General features: G+C 72.7%; 17 protein-coding genes. 7 read left to right on the top strand and 10 right to left on the bottom strand.

What is annotated here, in order from left to right:
• Positions 1-4 precede the first annotated feature (4 nt).
• The gene (locus ACH5A8_RS04505) at positions 5-262 is read right to left on the bottom strand and encodes a hypothetical protein (RefSeq protein WP_190178386.1); all 258 of its coding nucleotides are present in this window, start codon (positions 260-262) and stop codon (positions 5-7) included.
• 165 nt (positions 263-427) lie between these two features.
• Here ACH5A8_RS04505 and ACH5A8_RS04500 point away from each other — a divergent pair, with 165 nt between their 5' ends.
• Entirely contained in the window at positions 428-2,002 is a 1,575-nt protein-coding gene (locus ACH5A8_RS04500) for a purple acid phosphatase family protein (protein WP_398998272.1), read from the top strand.
• 397 nt (positions 2,003-2,399) lie between these two features.
• On the top strand, positions 2,400-3,968 hold the full coding sequence (locus ACH5A8_RS04495; RefSeq protein ID WP_398998270.1) for a beta-N-acetylhexosaminidase: 1,569 nt from the start codon (positions 2,400-2,402) through the stop codon (positions 3,966-3,968).
• Positions 3,969-4,110: 142 nt separating this feature from the next.
• Here ACH5A8_RS04495 and ACH5A8_RS04490 read toward each other — a convergent pair whose 3' ends face one another.
• From ACH5A8_RS04490 to ACH5A8_RS04460, 7 genes are all read right to left on the bottom strand, one after another.
• Positions 4,111-5,163 (bottom strand): ABC transporter substrate-binding protein, encoded by a 1,053-nt coding sequence (locus ACH5A8_RS04490; protein ID WP_398997826.1) that lies wholly within the window; start codon positions 5,161-5,163, stop codon positions 4,111-4,113.
• A gap of 110 nt (positions 5,164-5,273) precedes the next feature.
• Positions 5,274-5,708 carry a hypothetical protein gene (locus tag ACH5A8_RS04485; protein ID WP_398997824.1) on the bottom strand — a complete coding sequence of 145 codons (435 nt, stop codon included), beginning with the start codon at positions 5,706-5,708 and terminating at the stop codon, positions 5,274-5,276.
• Positions 5,709-5,813: 105 nt separating this feature from the next.
• A complete protein-coding gene (locus ACH5A8_RS04480) occupies positions 5,814-6,533 on the bottom strand; it encodes a peptidase inhibitor family I36 protein (RefSeq protein WP_398997822.1) in 720 nt (239 codons plus the stop codon).
• Positions 6,534-6,904: 371 nt separating this feature from the next.
• The gene (locus tag ACH5A8_RS04475; protein WP_398997820.1) at positions 6,905-8,065 is read right to left on the bottom strand and encodes an acyl-CoA dehydrogenase family protein; all 1,161 of its coding nucleotides are present in this window, start codon (positions 8,063-8,065) and stop codon (positions 6,905-6,907) included.
• Positions 8,065-9,024, bottom strand: coding sequence for a hydroxymethylglutaryl-CoA lyase (locus ACH5A8_RS04470; protein WP_398997816.1), 960 nt, complete (start codon positions 9,022-9,024; stop codon positions 8,065-8,067). Before ACH5A8_RS04470 ends, ACH5A8_RS04475 begins: the two co-directional genes overlap by 1 nt.
• Positions 9,021-11,003 carry a biotin carboxylase N-terminal domain-containing protein gene (locus ACH5A8_RS04465; RefSeq protein ID WP_398998267.1) on the bottom strand — a complete coding sequence of 661 codons (1,983 nt, stop codon included), beginning with the start codon at positions 11,001-11,003 and terminating at the stop codon, positions 9,021-9,023. The genes ACH5A8_RS04470 and ACH5A8_RS04465 overlap by 4 nt, the downstream gene beginning before the upstream one ends.
• Positions 11,004-11,019: 16 nt before the next feature.
• Positions 11,020-12,636: a carboxyl transferase domain-containing protein gene (locus ACH5A8_RS04460; RefSeq protein WP_398997814.1), complete on the bottom strand. Its 1,617-nt coding sequence runs from the start codon at positions 12,634-12,636 to the stop codon at positions 11,020-11,022.
• Positions 12,637-12,743: 107 nt separating this feature from the next.
• Here ACH5A8_RS04460 and ACH5A8_RS04455 point away from each other — a divergent pair, with 107 nt between their 5' ends.
• The 3 genes from ACH5A8_RS04455 (at position 12,744) to tesB (ending at position 15,792) form a co-directional block, all read left to right on the top strand.
• A complete protein-coding gene (locus ACH5A8_RS04455; protein WP_398997812.1) occupies positions 12,744-13,352 on the top strand; it encodes a TetR/AcrR family transcriptional regulator in 609 nt (202 codons plus the stop codon).
• A 404-nt stretch (positions 13,353-13,756) separates the two neighbouring features.
• The gene (locus ACH5A8_RS04450; protein ID WP_398997810.1) at positions 13,757-14,914 is read left to right on the top strand and encodes an acyl-CoA dehydrogenase family protein; all 1,158 of its coding nucleotides are present in this window, start codon (positions 13,757-13,759) and stop codon (positions 14,912-14,914) included.
• A gap of 5 nt (positions 14,915-14,919) precedes the next feature.
• Complete coding sequence (tesB, locus tag ACH5A8_RS04445; protein ID WP_398997808.1) at positions 14,920-15,792, top strand: acyl-CoA thioesterase II; 873 nt, start codon at positions 14,920-14,922, stop codon at positions 15,790-15,792.
• 201 nt (positions 15,793-15,993) lie between these two features.
• On the opposite strand, the gene ACH5A8_RS04440 is transcribed toward tesB, so the two are convergent.
• Complete coding sequence (locus ACH5A8_RS04440) at positions 15,994-16,782, bottom strand: phosphatase (RefSeq protein ID WP_398997806.1); 789 nt, start codon at positions 16,780-16,782, stop codon at positions 15,994-15,996.
• A 223-nt stretch (positions 16,783-17,005) separates the two neighbouring features.
• A complete protein-coding gene (locus ACH5A8_RS04435; protein ID WP_398998265.1) occupies positions 17,006-18,577 on the bottom strand; it encodes a PucR family transcriptional regulator ligand-binding domain-containing protein in 1,572 nt (523 codons plus the stop codon).
• Between the two features lie 430 nt (positions 18,578-19,007).
• On the opposite strand from ACH5A8_RS04435, the gene speB reads away from it, so the two are divergent.
• Positions 19,008-19,988, top strand: a complete 981-nt coding sequence (speB, locus tag ACH5A8_RS04430; protein WP_396318794.1) for an agmatinase — start codon at positions 19,008-19,010, stop codon at positions 19,986-19,988.
• A complete protein-coding gene (locus ACH5A8_RS04425; RefSeq protein WP_398997803.1) occupies positions 19,985-21,676 on the top strand; it encodes a thiamine pyrophosphate-binding protein in 1,692 nt (563 codons plus the stop codon). Before speB ends, ACH5A8_RS04425 begins: the two co-directional genes overlap by 4 nt.
• Positions 21,677-21,705: the final 29 nt, after the last annotated feature.

Here is a 21,705-nt window from a genome sequence, read left to right as displayed (position 1 = left end):
GGACTCAGCCGTAGACGATGCGGCGCAGCTGCCTGAGCGAGAGCTCCGGCGGCGCCACCGCGCGGTACTTCAGGTCCGCCCCGATCCGTTCGAAGATCTCCGCGTTCACCAGGCCCTGGGCCTGCAGTTCGCGGTGGCGGCGACGGACGAACTCCTCGGTCGTCTCGTCGAAGTAGGCGAGCACGTCCTGGACCACCCGCAGCGCCTCGCCCCGGCTCAGGGGCGTGGACCGCGTCAGATGATCAACAAGTTCGTCGTGCACCCGGTAGATCCTGGGGTACCGGCGACGCTTTCGCAAGAATCTTGCCCGATTTCGGGCAAGGGCCTGTTGGGGCTCTTGTGAACTCCTGTTCGCACGCTGTCCACCCGGCGGCCCGCGTCCCGTCGCGCCGGTGCACCATTTTCAGACGCCATGGACATTCCACGCATGGGCGTTCCCGAGCAGCTGGCCGCACGCATGAGCATGGCCGAGCAGCACGAATACCTGCGCTCCAAGTTCTCGCGGCGCACGATGATGAGAGGCGGCGCGGTCACCCTGGGCGCGGTCGCCGGTGGCGCGTTCGTGACGGGCACCTCCGCCCAGGCCGCCGTCCCCACCCAGCGCACCGTCCCCGCCGCCTCCACGGAGACCGTCGACGGCGCGCTCGTCGCCCCGTTCGGCCGCCACCTCGCCTACGGCAACGACCCGCGCACCGAGATCACCGTCTCCTGGCAGGTCCCGGTCGCCGTCAAGAAGCCGTTCATCCGCGTCGGCGCCCGCCCCTGGGACCTGTCCCGCAAGATCCCCGCCGAGGTCCGCACCCTCTACACCCCGGCCGGCGTCGGCGCGAGCGGCGACCGCACCCAGTACTACGTGCACGCCAAGCTCACCAACCTGCGCCCCGGCACGACCTATTACTACGGCGTCGGCCACCAGGGCTTCGACCCGGCCGAGCGCCACCTGCTGGGCACCCTGGGCACCTTCACCACCGCGCCGGCGCACAAGGAGCCGTTCACCTTCACCGCCTTCGGCGACCAGGGCGTCAGCTACCACGGCCTGGCCAACGACGCCCTGATCCTCGGCCAGGACCCCGCCTTCCACCTGCACGCCGGCGACATCGCCTACGGCGACCCGGCCGGCCAGGGCAAGGTGAGCGACACCGGCTTCGACTCGCGGGTCTGGGACCAGTTCCTGTACCAGACCGAGTCCGTCGCCAAGCAGGTCCCGTGGATGGTCTCCTACGGCAACCACGACATGGAGGCCTGGTACTCGCCCAACGGCTACGGCGGCGAGGAGGCCCGCTGGACCCTCCCGGACAACGGACCCGACCGCAAGAACCTGCCCGGCGTCTACTCCTTCGTCTACGGCAACACCGCGGTCATCTCGCTCGACGCCAACGACATATCCTTCGAGATCCCCGCCAACCTGGGTATCTCGGGCGGCACGCAGACCAAGTGGCTGGAAGCCCAGCTGAAGAGGTTCCGCGCCTCCAAGGACGTCGACTTCGTGGTCGTCTTCTTCCACCACTGCGCCTACTGCACCTCCACCGCGCACGCCTCGGAGGGGGGCGTGCGCCAGGAGTGGGTGCCGCTGTTCGAGAAGTACACCGTGGACCTGGTCATCAACGGCCACAACCACGTCTACGAGCGCACCGACGTCCTCAAGGGCGACCGGGTCGCCAAGAAGCTGCCCATCGGCGGCACCGCCTACCCCGAGACCGACGGCGTCGTCTACGTCACCGCGGGCGCGGCCGGCCGGAGCCTGTACGCCTTCAGCGCCGACCAGTCCTACGAGGGCCACGAGAAGGACATCGAGTCCGTGTCCTCCTTCGTCTGCCTCAAGGACGGCGCCCAGCAGAAGGAGACCGTCGCCTGGTCGCGCGTGCGCTACCTCGACTACTCCTTCCTGCGCGTGGACGTCACCCCCGCCGCGCGCGGCCGGTACGCCACGCTGACGGTCCGCGGCATCGCCGAGACCGGCGAGCAGGTCGACCACTTCACGGTGGCCCGCCGGGCGAAGTAGCGCCCGCCGCCGCACGGCCCGCCGCACTCCGGGGCGGTCCTCGCCCGCCGCCGAGGACCGCCCTTCTCCGTGCCGTCCCCGGCCGGACCGTCCTTCTCCGTGCCGCCCTTCTCCGGACCGTCCTTCGCGGGGCGCCCTTTCCCGCCGTGCCGTCCTTCCGGATGATTTCGCCGGGGGAGGGACTGTTCGCCCGCTCCTGCGGGAGAGTGGTCAATAGCCTCGGGCCGTGCACCAGGCCCCCGGTCCCCGTCCGAACGTAGAGGGAGCGCATGTGAGAAGGCACCACAGCACGACTCCCCGCACGAACCCCGAACCCGTCGACCAGCCCGAGCCCCCCGGCCCGCGCCCTGCGCGCGCTCCGCGTCCGGCCCGCGCGGCCCGCGCCCTCGGCGCGCTGCTGCTCGTCTCCGCGGCCGGCGCCTGCGCCGTGGGCGCCGCCCCCGCCGACCGGGCGACCGCCGAGGTCGCCGCCGCAACCGCCGCCACCCCGCTCGACCAGGTGATCCCCGCCCCCGTCTCCGTACGGGCCGGCGCGGCCCCGTACCGCCTCACGCCCGGCGCCCGCATCCGCGTCGACGACTCGCCGAAGGTGCGCGCGGTCGGCCAGTACCTCGCCGACGTCCTCCGTCCCTCGACCGGCTACCGGCTCCCGTTGACCACGCACGCCGGCGCCGGCATCCGACTGCGTCTGGCCGAGGGGCCGTTCGGCGCCGAGGGCTACCGCCTGGACAGCGGTCCCGCCGGAGTGACGATCACCGCCCTGAAGCCGGCCGGCCTCTTCCACGGCGTGCAGACCCTGCGTCAGCTGCTGCCTGCCGCCGTCGAGAAGAAGTCCGTCCAGCCCGGCCCCTGGACCGTCGCCGGGGGCACGGTCACCGACCGCCCGCGCTACGCCTACCGGGGCGCCATGCTCGACGTCTCCCGGCACTTCTTCACCGTCGCCCAGGTCGAGCGCTACATCGACGAACTCGCCCTGTACAAGGTGAACGAACTGCACCTGCACCTCAGCGACGACCAGGGCTGGCGCATCGCGATCGACTCCTGGCCGCGCCTTTCGTCCTACGGCGGCTCCACCCAGGTCGGCGGCGGCGCCGGCGGTCACTACACCAAGGCCGACTACCAGGAGATCGTCCGCTACGCCGCCTCCCGCTACCTGGAGGTCGTCCCCGAGATCGACATGCCGGGCCACACCAACGCGGCCCTGGCCTCCTACGCCGACCTGAACTGCGACGGCGTCGCGCCCCCGCTCTACACCGGCACCAGTGTGGGCTTCAGCTCCCTGTGCGCGGGCAAGGAGGTCACCTACGACTTCGTCGACGACGTGGTCCGCGAGCTGGCCGCCCTCACCCCCGGCCGCTATCTGCACATCGGCGGTGACGAGGCGCACTCCACCAGCCACGAGGACTACACGACGTTCATGAACCGGGTGCAGCCGATCGTCGCCAAGTACGGCAAGACGGTCATCGGCTGGCACCAGCTGACCGGCGCCACCCCGGTCAAGGGCGCCCTCGCCCAGTACTGGGGTCTGGACTCCACCAGCGCCGCCGAGAAGGAGCAGGTCGCGGCGGCCGCGCGGAACGGCACCGGGCTGATCCTGTCCCCGGCCGACCGGGTCTACCTGGACATGAAGTACACCAAGGACACCCCGCTGGGCCTGTCCTGGGCCGGATACGTCGAGGTGCGACGGTCCTACGACTGGGACCCGGCGACCTATCTGCCGGGCGCGCCCGCGTCCGCCGTCCGGGGCGTGGAGGCCCCGCTGTGGAGCGAGACCCTCTCCACCTCCGCCCAGCTCGACACCATGGCCTTCCCGAGGCTGCCCGGCGCCGCCGAACTCGGCTGGTCACCCGCGGCCACGCACGACTGGGACGCCTACAAGGTGCGGCTGGCCGCGCAGGCTCCCCGCTGGGACGCCCTGGGGATCGGCTACTACCGCTCACCTCAGGTGCCCTGGCCGAGCAGCTGACCGGAGTACGACGGAGGGCGCCCCGGAGGACCGTACTCCGGGGCGCTCGCCCGTTCCCGGAGGTGCGGGCGCCGTCCTCACGGACCGCCCGGACTTCCGGATCCGTCCCTGACGGCAGGTCGGGGCGCGTTCTGTGCCGGGGTCAGGAGACTTTCCTGGCCGTCTCGATGGTTTTGGCGAGGTCCTCCAGCAGCGGGGCGCACTTGTCGTAGGACAGGATCGGCTCGGGGTTGCGGGAGATGACCTGCTCCGCCTTGACCGCGGGGAGCTTCTTCCAGGTGCCCTGGGTGATGCCGGCGGGCTGGATGGCCGAGGTGCGGTTGTCCATCATGATGATGTCCGCCGCGTACTTGTCGACGTTCTCCCAGCTCAGCGACTCGTACCAGCCGCCGCCCTTGGCCTTGGCCTGCTCCGGCGGCTCGACGAGGTTCACGCCGAGGGCCTTGAAGTACTCCAGGTCGATGGAGAGGTTGGAACCGGAGACGTAGAAGAGGTCCTGGCTGGCGGAACCGGCCATCACCTTGATGCCCGGCTTGGCCTTGGCGGCGGCGCGCAGCCGGGCGGCGGCGTCCTCGAAGCGCTTCTTGGCCTGTTTGACCTCGTCGGTGCTCACGTCCGCGCCGAGGGACTTGGCCAGCGCGAGCATGCGCTCCAGGGGCTGGGTCAGCTGACGGTCGTAGACGGAGATGCCGACGGAGGGGGCGCCCACGGCGAGGATCTTCTTCTTCGACTCCTCCGGGACGTACCAGAGGGTGCCCGCGTCGTCGAACATCGTGGAGATCAGCAGGTCCGGGGCGAGGGCCGCGTACTTCTCGATGTTGAACTGGCCCCACTCGTTGCCGAGGACCGTGACCTTGCTGACGTCCATGTCGCCGGCCTGGACGTCGGCCTTGCCGTCCTTGGTCGTGGTGGGGCCGAAGACGCCCTTGGCCTGGACGCCGTAGTCGTACAGCGCGGCGGCGACGCCGACGAAGGCGACGATGTCCGAGGGGACCTTGTCGGCCTTGGCCGTCTGCCCGCGGTCGTCCTTGAAGGACCAGGGACCGGACTTCGCCGCCGTGCCCTTGCCGCCGTCCGCCCCGCCGTCCTTCTTGTCCCCGTCGCCGCAGGCGGCGAGTGCCGAGCCGAGGCCGATGGCGCCGCCCGCGGCGAGGATGCCGCGACGGGACAGGTGGGGGATGCGGGGCTTGGGCATGGGCGTGCTGCTTTCGGACAGGGCGGGAGCGCCCGCCGGACAGGTTCGAACGTAGGTTAGCCTAACCTTCGTCGATCCTGGCTCACAGGGCAGCGGACCCAGGCAGGCCCCTAGAACTTCTGGTTCGTGAGGAGGGCGTTGCCGAAGACGTCGTAGACCGACTCGTAGCCCTGCTTCGAGTCCTTCCAGGACGCGAAGGCCTGGGCGATCGCGGCGGCGGCCGCCTGCGGGTCGGCCACCGGCGTCTTCCCGCCGTTGATGTCGGTGGCGATGTAGGCGTTGCCGGTCTCGTCGTTCCACTCGCCGAGGATCCGGTCGACGCGTGGGGCGGCGGCCTTCTGCTCGGCGGTTCCGTGCGTCTTCACCCAGGACCGGAACTCCGCGGCGTTCTTCTTCGACTGCGCCTTGTCCGTGTCGTCGGGCAGTTTGTCCACGACCCCGACCGCGTCGGGCTTCGCGGCCTCCTTGGTGGAACAGCCGACGACCGTGCCGGCGAGAACGGCGCCGAGGGCGAGGACGACGGCCATGTGGGGGGTGCGCTTCACGGGGGTCTCCAACGGGTGACTCGGGTGAGACGGGAAAACCACCGTACCGGCACCCCGCGAACGGGGTGCCGGTACGGCTGGTTTCAGCTGTCAGGGCTTGAGCGGTCAGAACTTGATGGCGTCGGCCTTGTCGTTCCAGCTGCCGCCGTAGGTGTAGCTGATGTTCTTGAAGTTCGAGTAGAGGCTGTAGCCCGCGCCCAGGAAGAGGTGGGGGTCGGGCATGCCCGTGCGGAAGTCGTACAGCTCGACACCGCGCTGCGGCCGGTTCACGTAGGCGGAGCTGGCCTTGTCGCGGAAGGACGGCGAGTACTGGTCGAGATGGCGCGTCTTGGCCTCGGAGTAGGTCGGCCACTGCAGGCGCCGGCCGGAGAAGTTGGCGTCCTGCCACAGGCAGACGTAGGAGTTCGGGCAGGCCGAGTAACCGCTGGCGGCCGCCACCGCCGTCTTCCCCTGCCGGGCGTTGGTCAGGGCCTGCTCGGCGCCGGCCCGGGCCGCCGCGGTGGGCGCGTGGGTGGCGAGGTACTCGTTGGACTCGGTGTCGTTGTCGAAGCACTGCATGGTGCCGTCCTCGGACACCTCGACGCAGACGTTCGCGCCGCTCCAGTCCGAGGCGGGGTCGACCTTCTCCCCCTTGTAGAACATGTCCACGGTCCCGGTGGAGCCCGGCGCCGTCTCGACGGCCGTCTCCTCCTCGGGGCTGAGGACCCCCGTCACGACACCGGTGACGGGAGTCGGGTCGTCGGCCGCCATCGACGGCGCGGCGGACAGGCCGGCCAGCGCCAGAGAGCCGGTGGCGGCGACGGTCAGCATGGTGCGTATACGCACGAGATACCCCCATTGTCGTATGTAGCGCGGGGGAAGAGGACACGCCGGACCGTCCCTGCGGCACGCGGAGAGCCGCGTGGCCAGGATGCGGACGCGAAGGCCGCGCCGGCCGAATCAGTGGCGCGCGAAAGGCGCGCACCGGTTCGCCGGTGTGCCGGTCACGGTGTGGTCCATCCCCCGTACTTCCCCGTCCGATCCCGTCCGGTGCCGAGGGTCAGTCGGCCGGCCAGAACAAGTGATCGGTTTCGGACGGGAACTTAACACGGGCCTCAACTGGACTGCAATCAGGTTTCCTTGAGCGAGTGTCAAGTGCGGCGCGCACGCGTGGGGCGGCGGACCGGAGGGTCCGCCGCCCCACGGGGAGGGAGCGCTCAGCTCACCAGGCCCAGTTCCCGGGCGATCAGCATCCGCTGCACCTCGCTGGTGCCCTCGCCGATCTCCAGGATCTTGGAGTCGCGCCACATGCGGGCCACCGGGTACTCGTTCATGAAGCCGTAACCGCCGTGGATCTGCGTGGCGTCGCGGGCGTTGTCCACGGCGATCGTCGACGAGTACAGCTTCGCCAGCGCGGCCTCCTTCTTGAACGGCTCGCCCGCCACCAGCCGGTAGGCCGCGTCCCGCCAGGCCAGCCGGGAGGTGTGCGCCCTCATCTCCATGTCGGCGATCTTGAACTGGATCGCCTGGTTGGCGCCGATCGGCTTGCCGAAGGCATGCCGCTCCTTGGCGTACTTCACCGACTCGTCCACGCAGCCCTGCGCGAGGCCGGTGGCCAGCGCCGCGATCGCGATGCGCCCCTCGTCCAGGATCCGCAGGAACTGCGCGTAGCCGCGGCCCTGTTCGCCCAGCAGGTTGGCGGCGGGCACCCGCACGTCCTGGAAGGAAAGCTCACGGGTGTCCGAGGCGTTCCAGCCGACCTTGGAGTAGGCGGGCGCCACCGTGAAGCCGGGCGTCCCGGAGGGGACGATGATCGAGGAGATCAGCGGCCGGCCGTCGCTCTTGCGGCCGGTGACCGCCGTGACCGTCACCAGTCCGGTGATGTCCGTGCCCGAGTTGGTGATGAAGCACTTCGTGCCGTTGATCACCCATTCGTCGGTGTCCGGATCGAGGCGGGCCGTGGTGCGGGTGGCGCCCGCGTCGGAGCCGCCGTCCGGCTCGGTCAGGCCGAAGGCGCCCAGGATCTCGCCCGAGCACAGCTTCGGCAGCCACTGGCGCTTCTGCTCCTCGGTGCCGAACAGATGGACCGGCATGGCGCCCAGCGAGACGCCCGCCTCCAGGGTGATGGCCACGGACGAGTCCACCCGGGCCAGTTCCTCCAGCGCGATGCCGAGCGCGAGGTAGTCGCCGCCCATGCCGCCGTACTCCTCCGGGAACGGCAGCCCGAACAGGCCCATCCGGCCCATCTCCCGCACGATCTCGTACGGGAACTCGTGCCGCTCGTAGAAGTCGCCGATCTTCGGCGCCACGACGTCGTGCGCGAACTCCTCCACCGTGCGGCGGAGTTCCTCCAGCTCGGGGGTGAGGCGGTGGTTCATCACTGCTCCTTGTGGGAGAGGGCACGCAGGGTGCGGGAGGGACTGGGCCGGCCCAGCCGTCCGGCCATCCACTCGCTCGTGGCGGTGAGGCGGCCGAGGTCGACTCCGGTGTCGATGCCGAGGCCCCGCAGCATCCACACGAGGTCTTCGGTGGCGAGGTTGCCGGTGGCGGACTTGGCGTACGGGCAGCCGCCGAGGCCGCCTGCGGAGGCGTCGACGGTGGTGACGCCGTGCTGGAGCGCGGCCAGGGTGTTGGCGAGGGCCTGGCCGTAGGTGTCGTGGAAGTGCACGCCGAGCGCGGCGGTGGGCACCCGCTGCTCGTTCAGCGCGGAGAGCAGTTCCAGGACGTGGCCCGGGGTGGCCACGCCGATCGTGTCGCCGAGGCTCAGCTCGTCGCAGCCCATGTCCAGCAGCGCCCGGCACACCCGCACCACCTGGTGGACCGGGACGGCGCCCTCCCAGGGGTCGCCGAAGCACATCGACAGATAACCGCGCACATGGGCGCCGGAATCCTTCGCGCCCGCCACCACCGGCTCGAACATGGCCAGCGCCTCGTCCACCGTCCGGTTCAGGTTGGCCTTGGCGAAGGACTCGGTGGCGCTGGCGAACACGGCGATCCGGGACGCGCCCAGCGACAGCGCCCGCTGGAGGCCGCGTTCGTTGGGCGCCAGCACCGGCAGGTCCACCGGAAGGTCGGCGACCAGCGGGAACAGCTGCTCGGCGTCGGCCAGCTGGGGCACCCACTTCGGGTGGACGAAGCTGGTCGCCTCGATCGTCGTCAGGCCGGCGTCGGCGAGGCGGCGGATGAACTCCGCCTTCACCTCGGTCGGCACGGTCGACTGCTCGTTCTGCAGGCCGTCGCGCGGTCCCACCTCGTGGATCCTGACCCGCGCGGGCAGGCCCGGGGCGGGCACCGCCATGGGCAGCGCGTCGGCCGTGGGCGACGTGTCCGCGCTCATCCTCCCACCGTCCCTTCCTCGTCGTCGTGCGGCGCGATGACCGCGAGGACCTGGTCCATGGCGACCGTCGTGCCCGGTGAGACGTCCAGTTCGGTGACGGTGCCGGCGTGCGGGGCGGAGATGACGTGCTCCATCTTCATCGCCTCGACCACCAGCAGGCTCTGGCCCGCGGTGACCTCGTCGCCGACGGCCACCTTCACCACCGTCACCGTGCCCGGCATCGGGGCGGTGAGCGAGTCGGCGCCCGCGTGGGCCGCCCGGGTGAGGGAGGCGGCGACCGGGTCGTGGTCGCGCACCTGCCAGGCGTCGCCGTCACGGCCCAGCCAGTCGGCGGCACGGTGGAAGGTGTGCCGCACCCCGTCCAGGGTGACCGAGACCGTGTCCTCGGTGACGGTGTGCGCGCCGCGCGGGACGTACCGGACCGGGTCGCCCACCCGCAGGTGGAAGGCGGCCGGCTGCGGCTCGCCGCCCAGGCGCCAGCCGCTCGGCACGGAGAACGGGTCCGTCCAGCCGGCCCCGTCGGCCTCGGGCCGCAGCGCGTCCAGGCGTACGGCGGCGGCGGCCTCGTAGACCTCCTCGGGGACGTCCGTGGAGACCAGCTCGTCCACCACCCGCTCCACCAGACCGGTGTCCAGCTCGCCCGCCGCCACCGCCGGATGGGCCAGCAGCCGGCGCAGGAAGGCGGCGTTGGTCTGCACGCCCAGGGTGACCGTCTGGGCCAGGGCAGCGCGCAGCTTCCTGAGCGCGGTGGCGCGGTCGGGGCCGTACGCGATCACCTTGGACAGCATCGGGTCGTACAGGCTGCCGACCTCGGTGCCCTCGCTCAGTCCCGAGTCGGTGCGCACGCCGTCGCCCTGCGGCTCGCGCAGCCTGAGCACCGTGCCGCCGGAGGGCAGGAAGCCGCGCGCGGGGATCTCCGCGCACAGCCGGGCCTCCACCGCGTGCCCGGTGAGCGTGATGTCGTCCTGGACGAAGGGCAGGTGCTCGCCGGCCGCGACCCGCAGCTGCCACTCCACCAGGTCCAGGCCCGTGACCAGCTCGGTGACCGGGTGCTCCACCTGGAGGCGGGTGTTCATCTCCATGAAGTAGAACGAGGACACCGAGGATCCGGGGGGCGTCCCCCCGGCCGGCTCGGTGCCGCCGGGGACGATGAACTCCACCGTGCCCGCGCCCCGGTAACCGCAGGAGCGGGCCGCCTGGACCGCCGCCTCGCCCATCGCGGCGCGCGTCGCCTCGTCGAGCAGGACGCTGGGCGCCTCCTCGATGATCTTCTGGTGGCGGCGCTGCAGGGAGCACTCGCGCTCACCGAGGTGGATCACGTTGCCGTGGCCGTCGGCCAGGACCTGGATCTCGATGTGGCGCGGGGTGTCCACCCAGCGCTCCACCAGGAGCGTGTCGTCGCCGAAGGAGGCGCGGGCCTCCCGGCGCGCGGCGGCGATCTCCTCGGCCAGCAGCTCCGCGTCGCGCACCAGGCGCATGCCCTTGCCGCCGCCGCCCGCCGACGGCTTCAGCAGCACCGGCATGCCGATCCCGCGCGCCGCCTCGGCGAGCTGCTCGTCGCTCAGCCCGGAGCCGCTGGAGCCGGGCACGACCGGCACCCCGGCCGCCCGCACGGTCTCCTTCGCCCGGATCTTGTCGCCCATCAGGGAGATCGCGTCGGCGGCCGGGCCGATGAAGACCAGCCCGGCCGCCTCGCAGGCACGCGCGAAGTCGGCGTTCTCCGCGAGGAAGCCGTACCCCGGGTGGACGGCCTGGGCGCCGGTCAGGGCGGCGGCCTCCAGCAGCCGCTCCACCGACAGATAGCTCTCGGCCGCGGGCGGCGGACCGATCCGCACCGCCGTGTCGGCCTCCCGCACGTGCCGGGCGTCGGCGTCGGCGTCGGAGAAGACCGCCACCGAGCGCACGCCCAGGGCGCGCAGGGTGCGGATCACCCGGACGGCGATCTCGCCCCGGTTGGCCACCAGTACTGTCTCGAACATCGTCACGAGGACCCCCTCACATCCGGAAGACGCCGAACTGGGGGTCGCCCAGCGGAGCGTTGGCGCACGCGGTCAGGGCCAGGCCCAGCACCTGGCGGGTCTCCAGCGGGTCGATCACACCGTCGTCCCACAGCCGGGCGGTGGCGTAGTAGGCGCTGCCCTGGCGCTCGTACTGGGCGCGGACCGGCGCCTTGAAGGACTCCTCGTCCTCCGCGGGCCACTGCTCGCCGCGCGCTTCGAGCTGGTCCCGCTTGACGGTGGCGAGCACCGAGGCGGCCTGCTCGCCGCCCATCACGGAGATCTTGGCGTTCGGCCACATCCACAGGAAGCGGGGCGAGTAGGCCCGGCCGCACATGGAGTAGTTGCCCGCGCCGTAGGAGCCGCCGACGACGACCGTCAGCTTGGGCACCCGGGTGCAGGCGACGGCGGTGACCATCTTCGCGCCGTGCTTGGCGATGCCGCCCGCCTCGTAGTCCCGGCCCACCATGAACCCGGAGATGTTCTGGAGGAACAGCAGCGGGATGCCGCGCTGGTCGCACAGCTCGATGAAGTGCGCGCCCTTCTGGGCCGATTCGGAGAACAGGATGCCGTTGTTGCCGATGATCCCGACCGGATGGCCGTGGATGCGGGCGAAGCCGGTGACCAGGGTCTGCCCGAACTCGGCCTTGAACTCGGCGAACCGCGAGCCGTCCACCACGCGCGCGATGATCTCGCGCACGTCGTAGGGGGTGCGGGAGTCGACCGGCACCGCGCCGTACAGCCCGAACGGGTCGACCTTCGGCTCGGCCGGGGCGGTGACCTCCCAGGGCAGCGGCCCGCGCGCGGGCAGCGTGGCGACGATGTTCCGCACGATGCGCAGGGCGTGCGCGTCGTCCTCGGCGAGGTGGTCGGTGACGCCGGAGGTCTTCGAGTGCACCTCGCCGCCGCCCAGCTCCTCCGCCGTGACGACCTCGCCCGTGGCCGCCTTCACCAGCGGCGGGCCGCCCAGGAAGATCGTGCCCTGGTTGCGGACGATCACGGCCTCGTCGCTCATCGCCGGGACGTACGCCCCGCCGGCCGTGCAGGAGCCGAGCACCGCGGCGATCTGCGGGATGCCCGCGCCGGACATGCGCGCCTGGTTGTAGAAGATCCGCCCGAAGTGCTCCCGGTCGGGGAAGACCTCGTCCTGCATCGGCAGGAACGCGCCGCCGGAGTCCACCAGGTACAGGCACGGCAGCCGGTTCTCCAGCGCCACCTCCTGGGCCCGCAGGTGCTTCTTGACGGTCATCGGATAGTACGTGCCGCCCTTGACGGTGGCGTCGTTGGCGACGATCACGCACTCCCGGCCGCTGACCCGGCCGATGCCCGCGATCACCCCGGCGGCCGGGGCCTGCCCGTCGTACATCCCGTCGGCGGCCAGCGGGGCCAGCTCCAGGAACGGCGAGCCAGGATCGAGCAGTGCGTCCACCCGGTCGCGCGGCAGCAGCTTGCCGCGCGCGGTGTGCCGCGCCCGCGCCCGCTCGCCGCCGCCGAGGCGGGCGGCGGCGAGCTTGCCGCGCAGCTCCTCGGCGAGCTCCCGGTGTGCCTGTTCGTTGGCCCGCCAGGCCTCCGACGCGGGGTCTGCCGCGCTCGTCAGCTCCGGTGCCTCGTGCATTCCTGTGGTCCCCTCACCCGGTGGTCGACGTGGTCCACTTGTTAATGAGCGTTAACCCATCCCCTTCAGGTTAACGAGCGCTAACGTCGCTGTCTAGAATTGTTCTCATGGCCACGCGAACCGACGCCCCCACCCGCCGCGAGCAGATCCTCAAGGAAGCCGCACGACTGTTCGCCGAACGCGGGTTCCACGGCGTCGGCGTCGACGAGATAGGCGCCGCGGTGGGCATCAGCGGACCCGGCCTGTACCGGCACTTCCCGGGCAAGGACGCGATGCTCGCGGAGCTGCTGGTCGGCATCAGCGGCCGGCTGCTGACCGGAGCGAAGCGGCGCCTGGCGGAGGCCGACGCGGTGGCCGGGCCCGAGGCGGTCCTCGACTCGTTCATCGAGGGGCACATCGACTTCGCGCTCGACGACCGGCCCCTCATCACCTTGCACGACCGCGAGCTGGACCGCCTGCGGGACAGCGACCGCAAGCTCGTGCGGCAGCTGCAGCGGCAGTACGTGGAGCTGTGGGTGGGGGTGGTGCGCGAGGTGCACCCCGCGCTGAGCGAGCCCGCGGCGCGGTCCGCCGTGCACTCGGTGTTCGGGCTGCTGAACTCGACCCCGCACCTGGGGCGGCGGGGGGTCCTGCCCGGACGGGGAGCCACGGCGGAGCTGCTGCACCGGATGGCCCGGGGCGCCTTCGCCTCGGCGGAGTCGCCTGTAGCGGGCTGAGGGGCGCGTGGGGGCGACGGGGGCGTGCGCCTGGGCGGGTGCGGGTGCGTCGTGGCTGAGCGCGCAGTTCCCCGCGCCCCTGGTGAGGGCTGGGCTTCGCCCTCGCCCTCGCCGCTCCGCGCCCCGCCGTGCGCCGCGGGCGTTCGCGGGGGCGTCGGGGGTGTCGGTCCACTCGGGTGCCGCAGAGGATGACGCAGTCGGGCAGGGTCCACTGGTCGCGCGGCTCCCAGGAGGCGCAGCCCGCGGCGCGACTGGCGCGGGCCGCTGTGCGCCGGCAGCCCCGAAGGCCCGCTCCCGCCCGCGTGACGAGGGTTACTGCCCCACCTCTTTACCGCTCGCCCTACCCGCCGGTACGTTTGTATGAGCAAGCGCTTAGACAGGCCGAGGTACGTGGAGGTGGCGGCGTGCGCCGTACGGTGTTCAACGAGGATCACGAGGCGTTCCGGGAGACCCTTCGCGCCTTCATCGAGGCCGAGGTCGTACCGGTGTACGACGAGTGGTTCGCCGCCGGCCAGGCCCCGCGCGACTTCTACTACAAGCTGGGCGAGCTGGGCATCTTCGGGATCAACGTCCCCGAGGAGTTCGGCGGCGCCGGGATGGACAGCCACAAGTTCGAGGCCGTCCTCTACGAGGAGACCGCCCGCGCGGGCGTCCAGTTCGGCGGCTCGGGCGTGCACGTGCTGCTCGCCCTGCCGTACATCAAGATGCTGGCCACCGACGAGCAGAAGAAGCGGTACCTGCCGAAGTTCGTCACCGGCGAGGAGATGTGGGCCATCGCGATGACCGAGCCGGGCACCGGCTCCGACCTCGCGGGCATGAAGACCACGGCCAAGCTCTCCGAGGACGGCACCCACTACGTCCTCAACGGCGCCAAGACCTTCATCACCGGCGGCGTGCACGCCGACAAGGTCATCGTCTGCGCCCGGACCTCCGCCCCGACCGCCGAGGACCGCCGCTTCGGCATCTCGCTGTTCGCCGTGGACACCAAGTCCGAGGGCTACTCCGTCGGCCGCAAGCTGGACAAGCTGGGCCTGCGCACCTCCGACACCGCCGAACTGGCCTTCGTGGACGTCAAGGTCCCGGTCGAGGACCTGCTCGGCGAGGAGAACAAGGGCTTCTCCTACCTCGGCCACAACCTGGCCTCCGAGCGCTGGGGCATCGCCTTCGGCGCCTACGCGCAGGCCAAGGCCGCCGTCCGGTTCGCCAAGAATTACGTCCAGGACCGCACCGTCTTCGGCAAGCCGGTCGCCCACTTCCAGAACACCAAGTTCGAGCTGGCCGCCTGCCAGGCCGAGGTGGACGCCGCCGAGGCCGTCGCCGACCGCGCCACCGAGGCCCTGGACGCCGGCGAGCTGACCCCGGCCGAGGCCGCCTCCGCCAAGCTGTTCTGCACCGAGGTCGCCCACCGCGTCATCGACCGCTGCCTCCAGCTGCACGGCGGCTACGGCTACATGAACGAGTACCCGATCGCCCGCCTGTACGCCGACAACCGCGTCAACCGCATCTACGGCGGCACCAGCGAGATCATGAAGACGATCATCGCCAAGAACATGGGCCTGTAGGACCCGTGAGCACGGCACTGGAGTCCCTGCTCGATCTGCTCGACCTGGAGCGGATCGAGCGGGACATCTTCCGCGGCCGGTCCCGCTCCGCCGTCGTGCCCCGCGTCTTCGGCGGCCAGGTCGCCGCGCAGGCGATGGTCGCCGCCGGGCGCACGGTTCCTGAGGACCGGCACGCGCACTCGCTGCACGCGTACTTCCTGCGGCCCGGCGACCCCGGCGCGCCCATCGTCTACACCGTGGACCGCATCCGCGACGGCCGCTCCTTCACCACCCGCCGGGTCGTCGCCGTCCAGCACGGGCAGCCGATCTTCCACCTCTCCGCGTCCTTCCAGACGTACGAGGAGGGCCTGGACCATCAGGCGCCGATGCCGCCCGCGCCGGACCCGGAGACCCTGCCCACCTCCGTCGAACGGCTGCGCTCCTACGACCACCTGCCCCCCGAGGTCGTCGAGCGCTTCCTGGAGACCCGCGAGGCCGTCGACCTGCGCTACGTCGACGAGCCGCCGTACGGCAGGTTCGGCGAGCCGCGCGAGCCGCACTCGCAGGTGTGGTTCCGCACCAACGGCAAGCTCGACGACGACCCGCTCCTGCACGTCGTCCTGGCCACCTACGTCTCCGACATGACCCTGCTCGACTCGGTGCTCCTCGCCCACGGGCGCGGCGGCTGGGCCGTCGGGGACGTCGTCGGGGCCTCGCTGGACCACGCCATGTGGTTCCACCGGCCCTTCCGCGCCGACGAATGGCTCCTGTACGACCAGGAGTCGCCCTCCGCGCACGGCGGCCGGGGCCTCGGGCAGGCCCGCATCCACACACAGGACGGCCGGCTGGCCGTCTCGGTGATCCAGGAGGGCGTGGTCCGCGTCCCCCGGCAAGGCTGAGGGGCACGGCGCACCGCGCCCGGGACACGGCGCGGACGGACGGAGACCGGCGGCGGCGAGAACACCTTCACGGTGATCCTCGCCGCCGCCGGTCTCCGTCCGGGTCCGGACCTGGACCCGGACCCGTCCCTGATCAAGGGTTTCGGGTGGCGTGCGTGAGGCTCGACCCGTGGCCGTGACGGCCCGGGGAGCCCGCGCGGCTCAGGCCAGTCCGGCCCGGTCCAGCAGGTACGCCGTCATCGGGTCGTAGTACCGGGGGCTGACCACGTGGTCGTCGAGCGGGACCGCCACCTGGAGGGTCCCCTCGGCCTCGGCGAGGAAGAGCGCCGGGTCGTTGCAGTCGGCGTACCCGACGGAGTCCACGCCGAGCTGCCCCGCGCAGCCCGCCCAGCCGTGGTCGGCGACGACCAGGTCGGGCAGCGGCCGGCCCGCCGCGTCCAGACCGGTCAGGATGGCCCGCATCGGCTCCCCGGAGTGGGTGTGCCACAGCGTGGCCCCGTGCTCCAGCACCGCCACGTCCGCGAACTGCATGACGTACCCCTCGTCCGTCTGCAGCCCGTCCGGGATGACCACGATCTCGCAGCCGGCGGCGCGCAGCGCGGCGGCCGTGGCGCGGTGCACGTCGAGCAGGCCGCCGGGGTGGCCGGTCGCGAACAGCACACGCTGCCCGCCGTCGGCCGCCTTGCGCAGCCGGCCCGCCATCCGCTCCAGGCCGTCCACGGTCAGATCGGGATCGATGGTGTCCTGGCCGTGGCGGTACTCCGGGTCGTCGTTGACGCCGACCCGCTCGGCCATCACCGCGAGCACGTCCTGCTCGTCGCTCCACCGGTCGCCGAGTTCCAGGCCCAGCCAGAAGTTGCGGTCGCCGTTCGCCAGTTTGCGGTAGTGGGAGAGGTTGTTCTCGCGAGGCGTGGCGACGTCCCCGGCGATACGGGTCCTGACGAGGTGGTCGACGAGTTCGGCGCGGCTGGGTGTCCCGGGTATCGGCATGCCACCCATTGTGATGCAGTGATCCGTATCCGTCGCCGGCGTTCTGCCCGCTGGGACGCGGGTCACGCCCGCGACCTGTGCCGGACCGGCTCCGCCCAGGCCCGTACCGGCCTCCGCGTCGACCCGCACCGGCCCGCGCACCGGCCCTGTACCAGCCCTGCGGAGGTCTCCGCACCGGCCCCGCACCAGTCCTGCGGAGGTCTCCGTACCGGCCCCGTGCCGGTCAGCTCCGCCGCAGCGCGAACCACAGCTCCATGCGTACGTCCGGGTCGTCCAGGTCGGCGCCGAGGAGGGCGGCGCAGCGGGCGACGCGCTGGCGGACGGTGTTGCGGTGCACGCCCAGGGCGACCGCGGTGCGGTCCCAGCCGCCGTGCAGGGACAGCCAGGCGCGCAGGGTCTCGGTGAGCGCCGGGGCCCCGGCGAGGGGGGCCAGCAGCGCGCGGGCGTGCGCGTCGGCCTCGTCGCGCGGGAGCAGGTCGGTCAGGGCCGCGCGGGCCCCGGGCGCGCCGTGCCGCACGAGGGCGGTGCGGGTGGCCAGGGCGCGGGCCAGGGCGCGGGCCGCCTGGGCGTCGGCGGCCGGCCAGTCCGCCGGTTCCGCGGCCTCGCTCACGCCGAGGGTCCAGCCGGCCTGCGGGGCCGGTTCGCGCTCCGCCGGCACCAGCACCCGTACGACCCCGTCGGCGAGGTCCACCAGCTCGGAGCCGAGGGCCGCGCCGAGCGCGGAGGCGGTCACGGCGTCGGCGGCCCGCGCGCTCGGCCGGGCGTGCACGACGACCCGCCTCCCGCCGCCGAGCAGCGGCGCCGCCTCCTCGGGCGGGGCGCCCAGCAGCAGCCGTACCAGCGCGGAGGAGCGGGCCGCGTCGGCGCCGCCGTGGTGCTCACCGGTCAGCAGGGAGAGCAGGACGGCGGCCACCGAGACGATCGTGTGGTCGCCGGGCTCACGGTGCGCGGAGGCGACGGCGAGCACGAAGCCGCGCCCGGCGCCGAGGGCGTAGGCGGCGAGACGGCACCCGGCCACGGTGTCGGTGGCGGAGGAGGGGACGGGACGGGCGGCGGCGGGCCGCGCGGCGGCGGCGGACGGGCCGGCCTCCCCGTCGGGCGCGGACACCGCCGGGTCCTTGGGCCGCACCACGCCGGCGAGGGCCGCCAGGGCCTGCCCGACCCGGGGACCCGGGTCACGGCCGACCGCGGCGATCGGTGTGCCGTCGGGCCCGTACAGCACCGCCCGGCCCGCCGTCCGCCGGGCCAGCCGGCGCAGCACCGCCGGCACCGCGTCGGGGCGCGAGGCCGCGGCGGCCAGGCTCTGCTGGGCCTCGGTGACCCGGCGCAGTTCGGCCAGCCGGGCCTGCGCCATCAGCTGCCACACCGCGCGGGCGACGGCGGCGAAGGTGGTCTGCGGCGGCACTTCCAGCAGCGGCAGGCCGTGCGCGTCGCAGGCCGCCACCAGGCCCGGCGGCACCGTGTCGTGCACCGGCGCCACGCCGAAGCCCAGCGCCGCGCCGCCCGCGGCGGCGATCCGGGACACGTACGCGTCGAAGCCGGCCCGCGCGCCGCCCGGGTCCGGGACGTGCACGCCCGCCGTCAGCAACAGCTCGCCGCCGAGCAGGTACGGGTAGGGGTCGGCCATCTCCGAGGTGTGCGCCCAGTGGATCACCACCTCGGGGCCGCACGGCCCGGCGATCTGCCGCAGCGCCAGGTCCTCGCGGGCCAGGAGCGCCGACAGCGGGACCGGTGGCGTGGGCGGGACGGCGGGGGCGGGGGAGACGGCGGGGGTGACAGGGGCCGCCGGGGAGATCAGGCTAGGCGGCTGGGTGGCCGGGGGCTCCGGGGCTGCCGGGGTTTCCAGAGCAATGGGGCCTTCCGAGGCAGCTGGGGTCTGCGAGGCAGCTGGGCCTTTCGAGGCAGCCGGGACTTCCGAGGCGACTGGGGGGTCGGTGGCAGCCGGGAGCTCCGAGACCGCCGGGGCGACGGGGGCGACCGGGGCACCGGGGGCCGCGGGGTCTGCCGGGGCGGTCGGTGGCCGCTTCTTCGGCACGGTGTGCGTTTCCTCCGTTCCGTCCCATGGATATGGATGAAACGTACACTTCGCAGCCGCCCTACGGCGACCTAGGGTCGAGCGCGGAACCCGGCCCGGAACACGCCCCCGGGCCCGTCCCGGCGCACCAGTAGAGTCGACCGGAAAGCAGTACATGCGCGACGAAGCGCAGGAAAGAAGGCATTTCATCATGAGCGGCAACGAGACCCCCCGCGGCCCCGTCGACTCCTCCCGCATCCCGCGCTACGCCGGCCCCGCGACCTTCGCCCGGCTGCCCCGCCTCGACGAGGTCGGCACCGCCGACGTCGCCGTCGTGGGCGTCCCGTTCGACTCCGGCGTCTCCTACCGGCCCGGCGCCCGCTTCGGCGGCAACGCCATCCGCGAGGCGTCCCGGCTGCTGCGCCCCTACAACCCCGCGCAGGACGCGTCGCCGTTCGCCCTCGCCCAGGTCGCCGACGGCGGCGACATCGCCGTGAACCCGTTCAACATCAACGAGGCCGTGGAGACCGTCGAGGCCGCCGCCGACGACCTCCTGGACACCGGCGCCCGCCTGATGACCCTCGGCGGCGACCACACCATCGCCCTGCCCCTGCTGCGCTCGGTCGCCAAGAAGCACGGCCCCGTCGCCCTGCTCCACTTCGACGCCCACCTCGACACCTGGGACACCTACTTCGGCGCCGAGTACACCCACGGCACACCCTTCCGCCGGGCCGTCGAGGAGGGGATCCTCGACACCTCCGCCCTCTCCCACGTCGGCACCCGCGGCCCCCTCTACGGCAAGCAGGACCTCACCGACGACGAGAAGATGGGCTTCGGCATCGTCACCTCCGCCGACGTCTACCGGCGCGGCGCCGACGAGGTCGCCGACCAGCTGCGCCAGCGCATCGGGGACCGCCCGCTGTACATCTCCATCGACATCGACTGCCTCGACCCCGCCCACGCCCCCGGCACCGGCACCCCCGAGGCGGGCGGCATGACCTCCCGCGAGCTGCTGGAGATCCTGCGCGGCCTGGCCTCCTGCAACCTGGTGTCGGCGGACGTCGTCGAGGTCGCCCCCGCGTACGACCACGCCGAGATCACCTCGGTGGCCGCCTCCCACACCGCCTACGAACTGACCACCATCATGAGCCGTCAGATCGCCGCGGCCCGGAAGGACGCCGAAGCGAAGTGACCCACGACCACGACCTGGTGCTCCGCCCCACGCCCGCCCAGACGGAGGCAGCGCTCAGTCCTCCCCCCGGCCGCACCGGCGGAGACCTGGTCGTGGAGACCCTGGCCGGGCTCGGCGCCACCACCGTCTTCGGCCTGCCCGGCCAGCACGCCCTCGGCATGTTCGACGCCCTGCGCCGCTCCGGCCTCGCCTACGTCGGCCTGCGCGTCGAGAACAACGCGGGTTTCGCCGCCGACGCCTACGGCCGCGTCACCGGCGAGGCCGCGCCGCTGCTGCTGTCCACCGGCCCCGGCGCTCTCACCTCCCTGGCCGCGCTCCAGGAGGCGGCCGCGGCCTCCGCGCCCGTCCTCGCGATCAGCGGCCAGGTCCCGACCGCCGGGCTCGGCGGCGGCCGCCACGGCTATCTGCACGAACTGCCCGACCAGGCCGCCTCCTTCCGCGGCGTGGTGAAGTCGGTCCACACGGTGCGCGCCCAGTCGCAGATCCCGTCCGCGATCGCGGAGGCCTGGAAGTCGGCGCTCACCGCCCCGCACGGCCCCGTCTGGGTGGAGATCCCCCAGGACGTGCTGCTGGCCGAGGCCCGCCTGCCGGTGGTGACGGCCCTGGACGCCACCCCCGACGAACTGCCGCCCCGCCCGGAGCTGACCGCGCTCGCCGCCGACCTGCTGTCGAAGGCGGACCGCCCGGCGATCGTCGCGGGCGGGGGAGTGGTCCGCTCGGACGCCTCCGGCAAGCTCCGGGCCCTCGCCGAACGCCTCCAGGCCCCGGTCGTCACCACCTTCGGCGGCAAGGGCGCCTTCCCCTGGACCCACCCGCTCTCGCTCCAGTCCTGGCTGGAGGACCGGCACACCACCGACTTCCTGGAGGACGCCGACGTCCTCCTGGTCGTCGGCTCGGGCCTCGGCGAACTCTCCTCCAACTACCACACGTTCGAGCCGCGCGGCCGGGTCGTCCAGATCGAGGCGGACCTCGGCAAGCTGGAGTCCAACCACCCGGCCCTCGGCATCCACGCCGACGCCCGGCTCGCCCTCCAGGCACTGCTGGAGACCGTGGACGCGCGCACCGACGAGGGCGCCCCGGACCGCGTACGGCGGTTGCTGGAGCGGGTCCGCGAGCGGATCGCCGCCCAGGAACTCGCCCTGGAGCAGGACGTGCTGGCGTCCGTGCGCCGTGCCCTGCCCGCCGGCTCGCCGTCCTTCTGGGACATGACGATTCTTTCCTATTGGGCGTGGTCGGCCTTCGACCCGCGCGGCGCGAACACCATGCACTCCGCCCAGGGCGCCGGCGGGCTCGGCTACGCCTTCCCGGCCGCGCTGGGAGCGGCGGTGGCGGACCCGACCCGCCCGGTGCTGGCCGTCTCCGGCGACGGCGGCGCGCTGTACTCCATCGCCGAACTGGCCACGGCCCACCAGCACGACCTGGACGTCACCTGGCTGATCGTCGACGACGGCGGTTACGGCATCCTGCGCGCGTACATGACCGACGCGTTCGGACAGGCGACGGCGACGGAGCTGACCCGCCCGGACTTCGTCGCCCTCGCCGAGTCCTTCGGCGTCCCGGGCGTCCGCACCAGCCCCGAGACCCTGGAGGCCGACCTCGCGAAGGCCCTGGCCCGGCCCGGCCCGTCGGTGGTCGTCCTCCCGGCGGTCCTGCGGATGTTCGCGCCCACGCACCTGGGCGCGGACTGATCACCCGATCGACTGTTCGAAGTGAGCGC

The sequence above is a fragment of the Streptomyces sp. NPDC018610 genome (genome assembly GCF_044391765.1).
Classification (GTDB): Bacteria; Actinomycetota; Actinomycetes; order Streptomycetales; family Streptomycetaceae; genus Streptomyces.
The sequence above is the reverse complement of the archived record's forward strand: the minus strand, read 5'-3'. Positions and strand labels throughout refer to the sequence as shown.

Excerpts from the sequence above, each read along its gene's own strand:
- ACH5A8_RS04500 (WP_398998272.1), top strand. The coding sequence starts at position 428 with ATGGGCGTTCCCGAGCAGCTGGCCGCACGCATGAGCATGGCCGAGCAG.
- ACH5A8_RS04475 (WP_398997820.1), bottom strand. The coding sequence starts at position 8,065 with ATGAACCACCGCCTCACCCCCGAGCTGGAGGAACTCCGCCGCACGGTG.
- ACH5A8_RS04440 (WP_398997806.1), bottom strand. The coding sequence starts at position 16,782 with ATGCCGATACCCGGGACACCCAGCCGCGCCGAACTCGTCGACCACCTC.
- speB (WP_396318794.1), top strand. The coding sequence starts at position 19,008 with ATGAGCGGCAACGAGACCCCCCGCGGCCCCGTCGACTCCTCCCGCATC.
- ACH5A8_RS04465 (WP_398998267.1), bottom strand. The coding sequence starts at position 11,003 with ATGTTCGAGACAGTACTGGTGGCCAACCGGGGCGAGATCGCCGTCCGG.
- ACH5A8_RS04490 (WP_398997826.1), bottom strand. The coding sequence starts at position 5,163 with ATGCCCAAGCCCCGCATCCCCCACCTGTCCCGTCGCGGCATCCTCGCC.
- ACH5A8_RS04470 (WP_398997816.1), bottom strand. The coding sequence starts at position 9,024 with ATGAGCGCGGACACGTCGCCCACGGCCGACGCGCTGCCCATGGCGGTG.
- ACH5A8_RS04460 (WP_398997814.1), bottom strand. The coding sequence starts at position 12,636 with ATGCACGAGGCACCGGAGCTGACGAGCGCGGCAGACCCCGCGTCGGAG.
- ACH5A8_RS04455 (WP_398997812.1), top strand. The coding sequence starts at position 12,744 with ATGGCCACGCGAACCGACGCCCCCACCCGCCGCGAGCAGATCCTCAAG.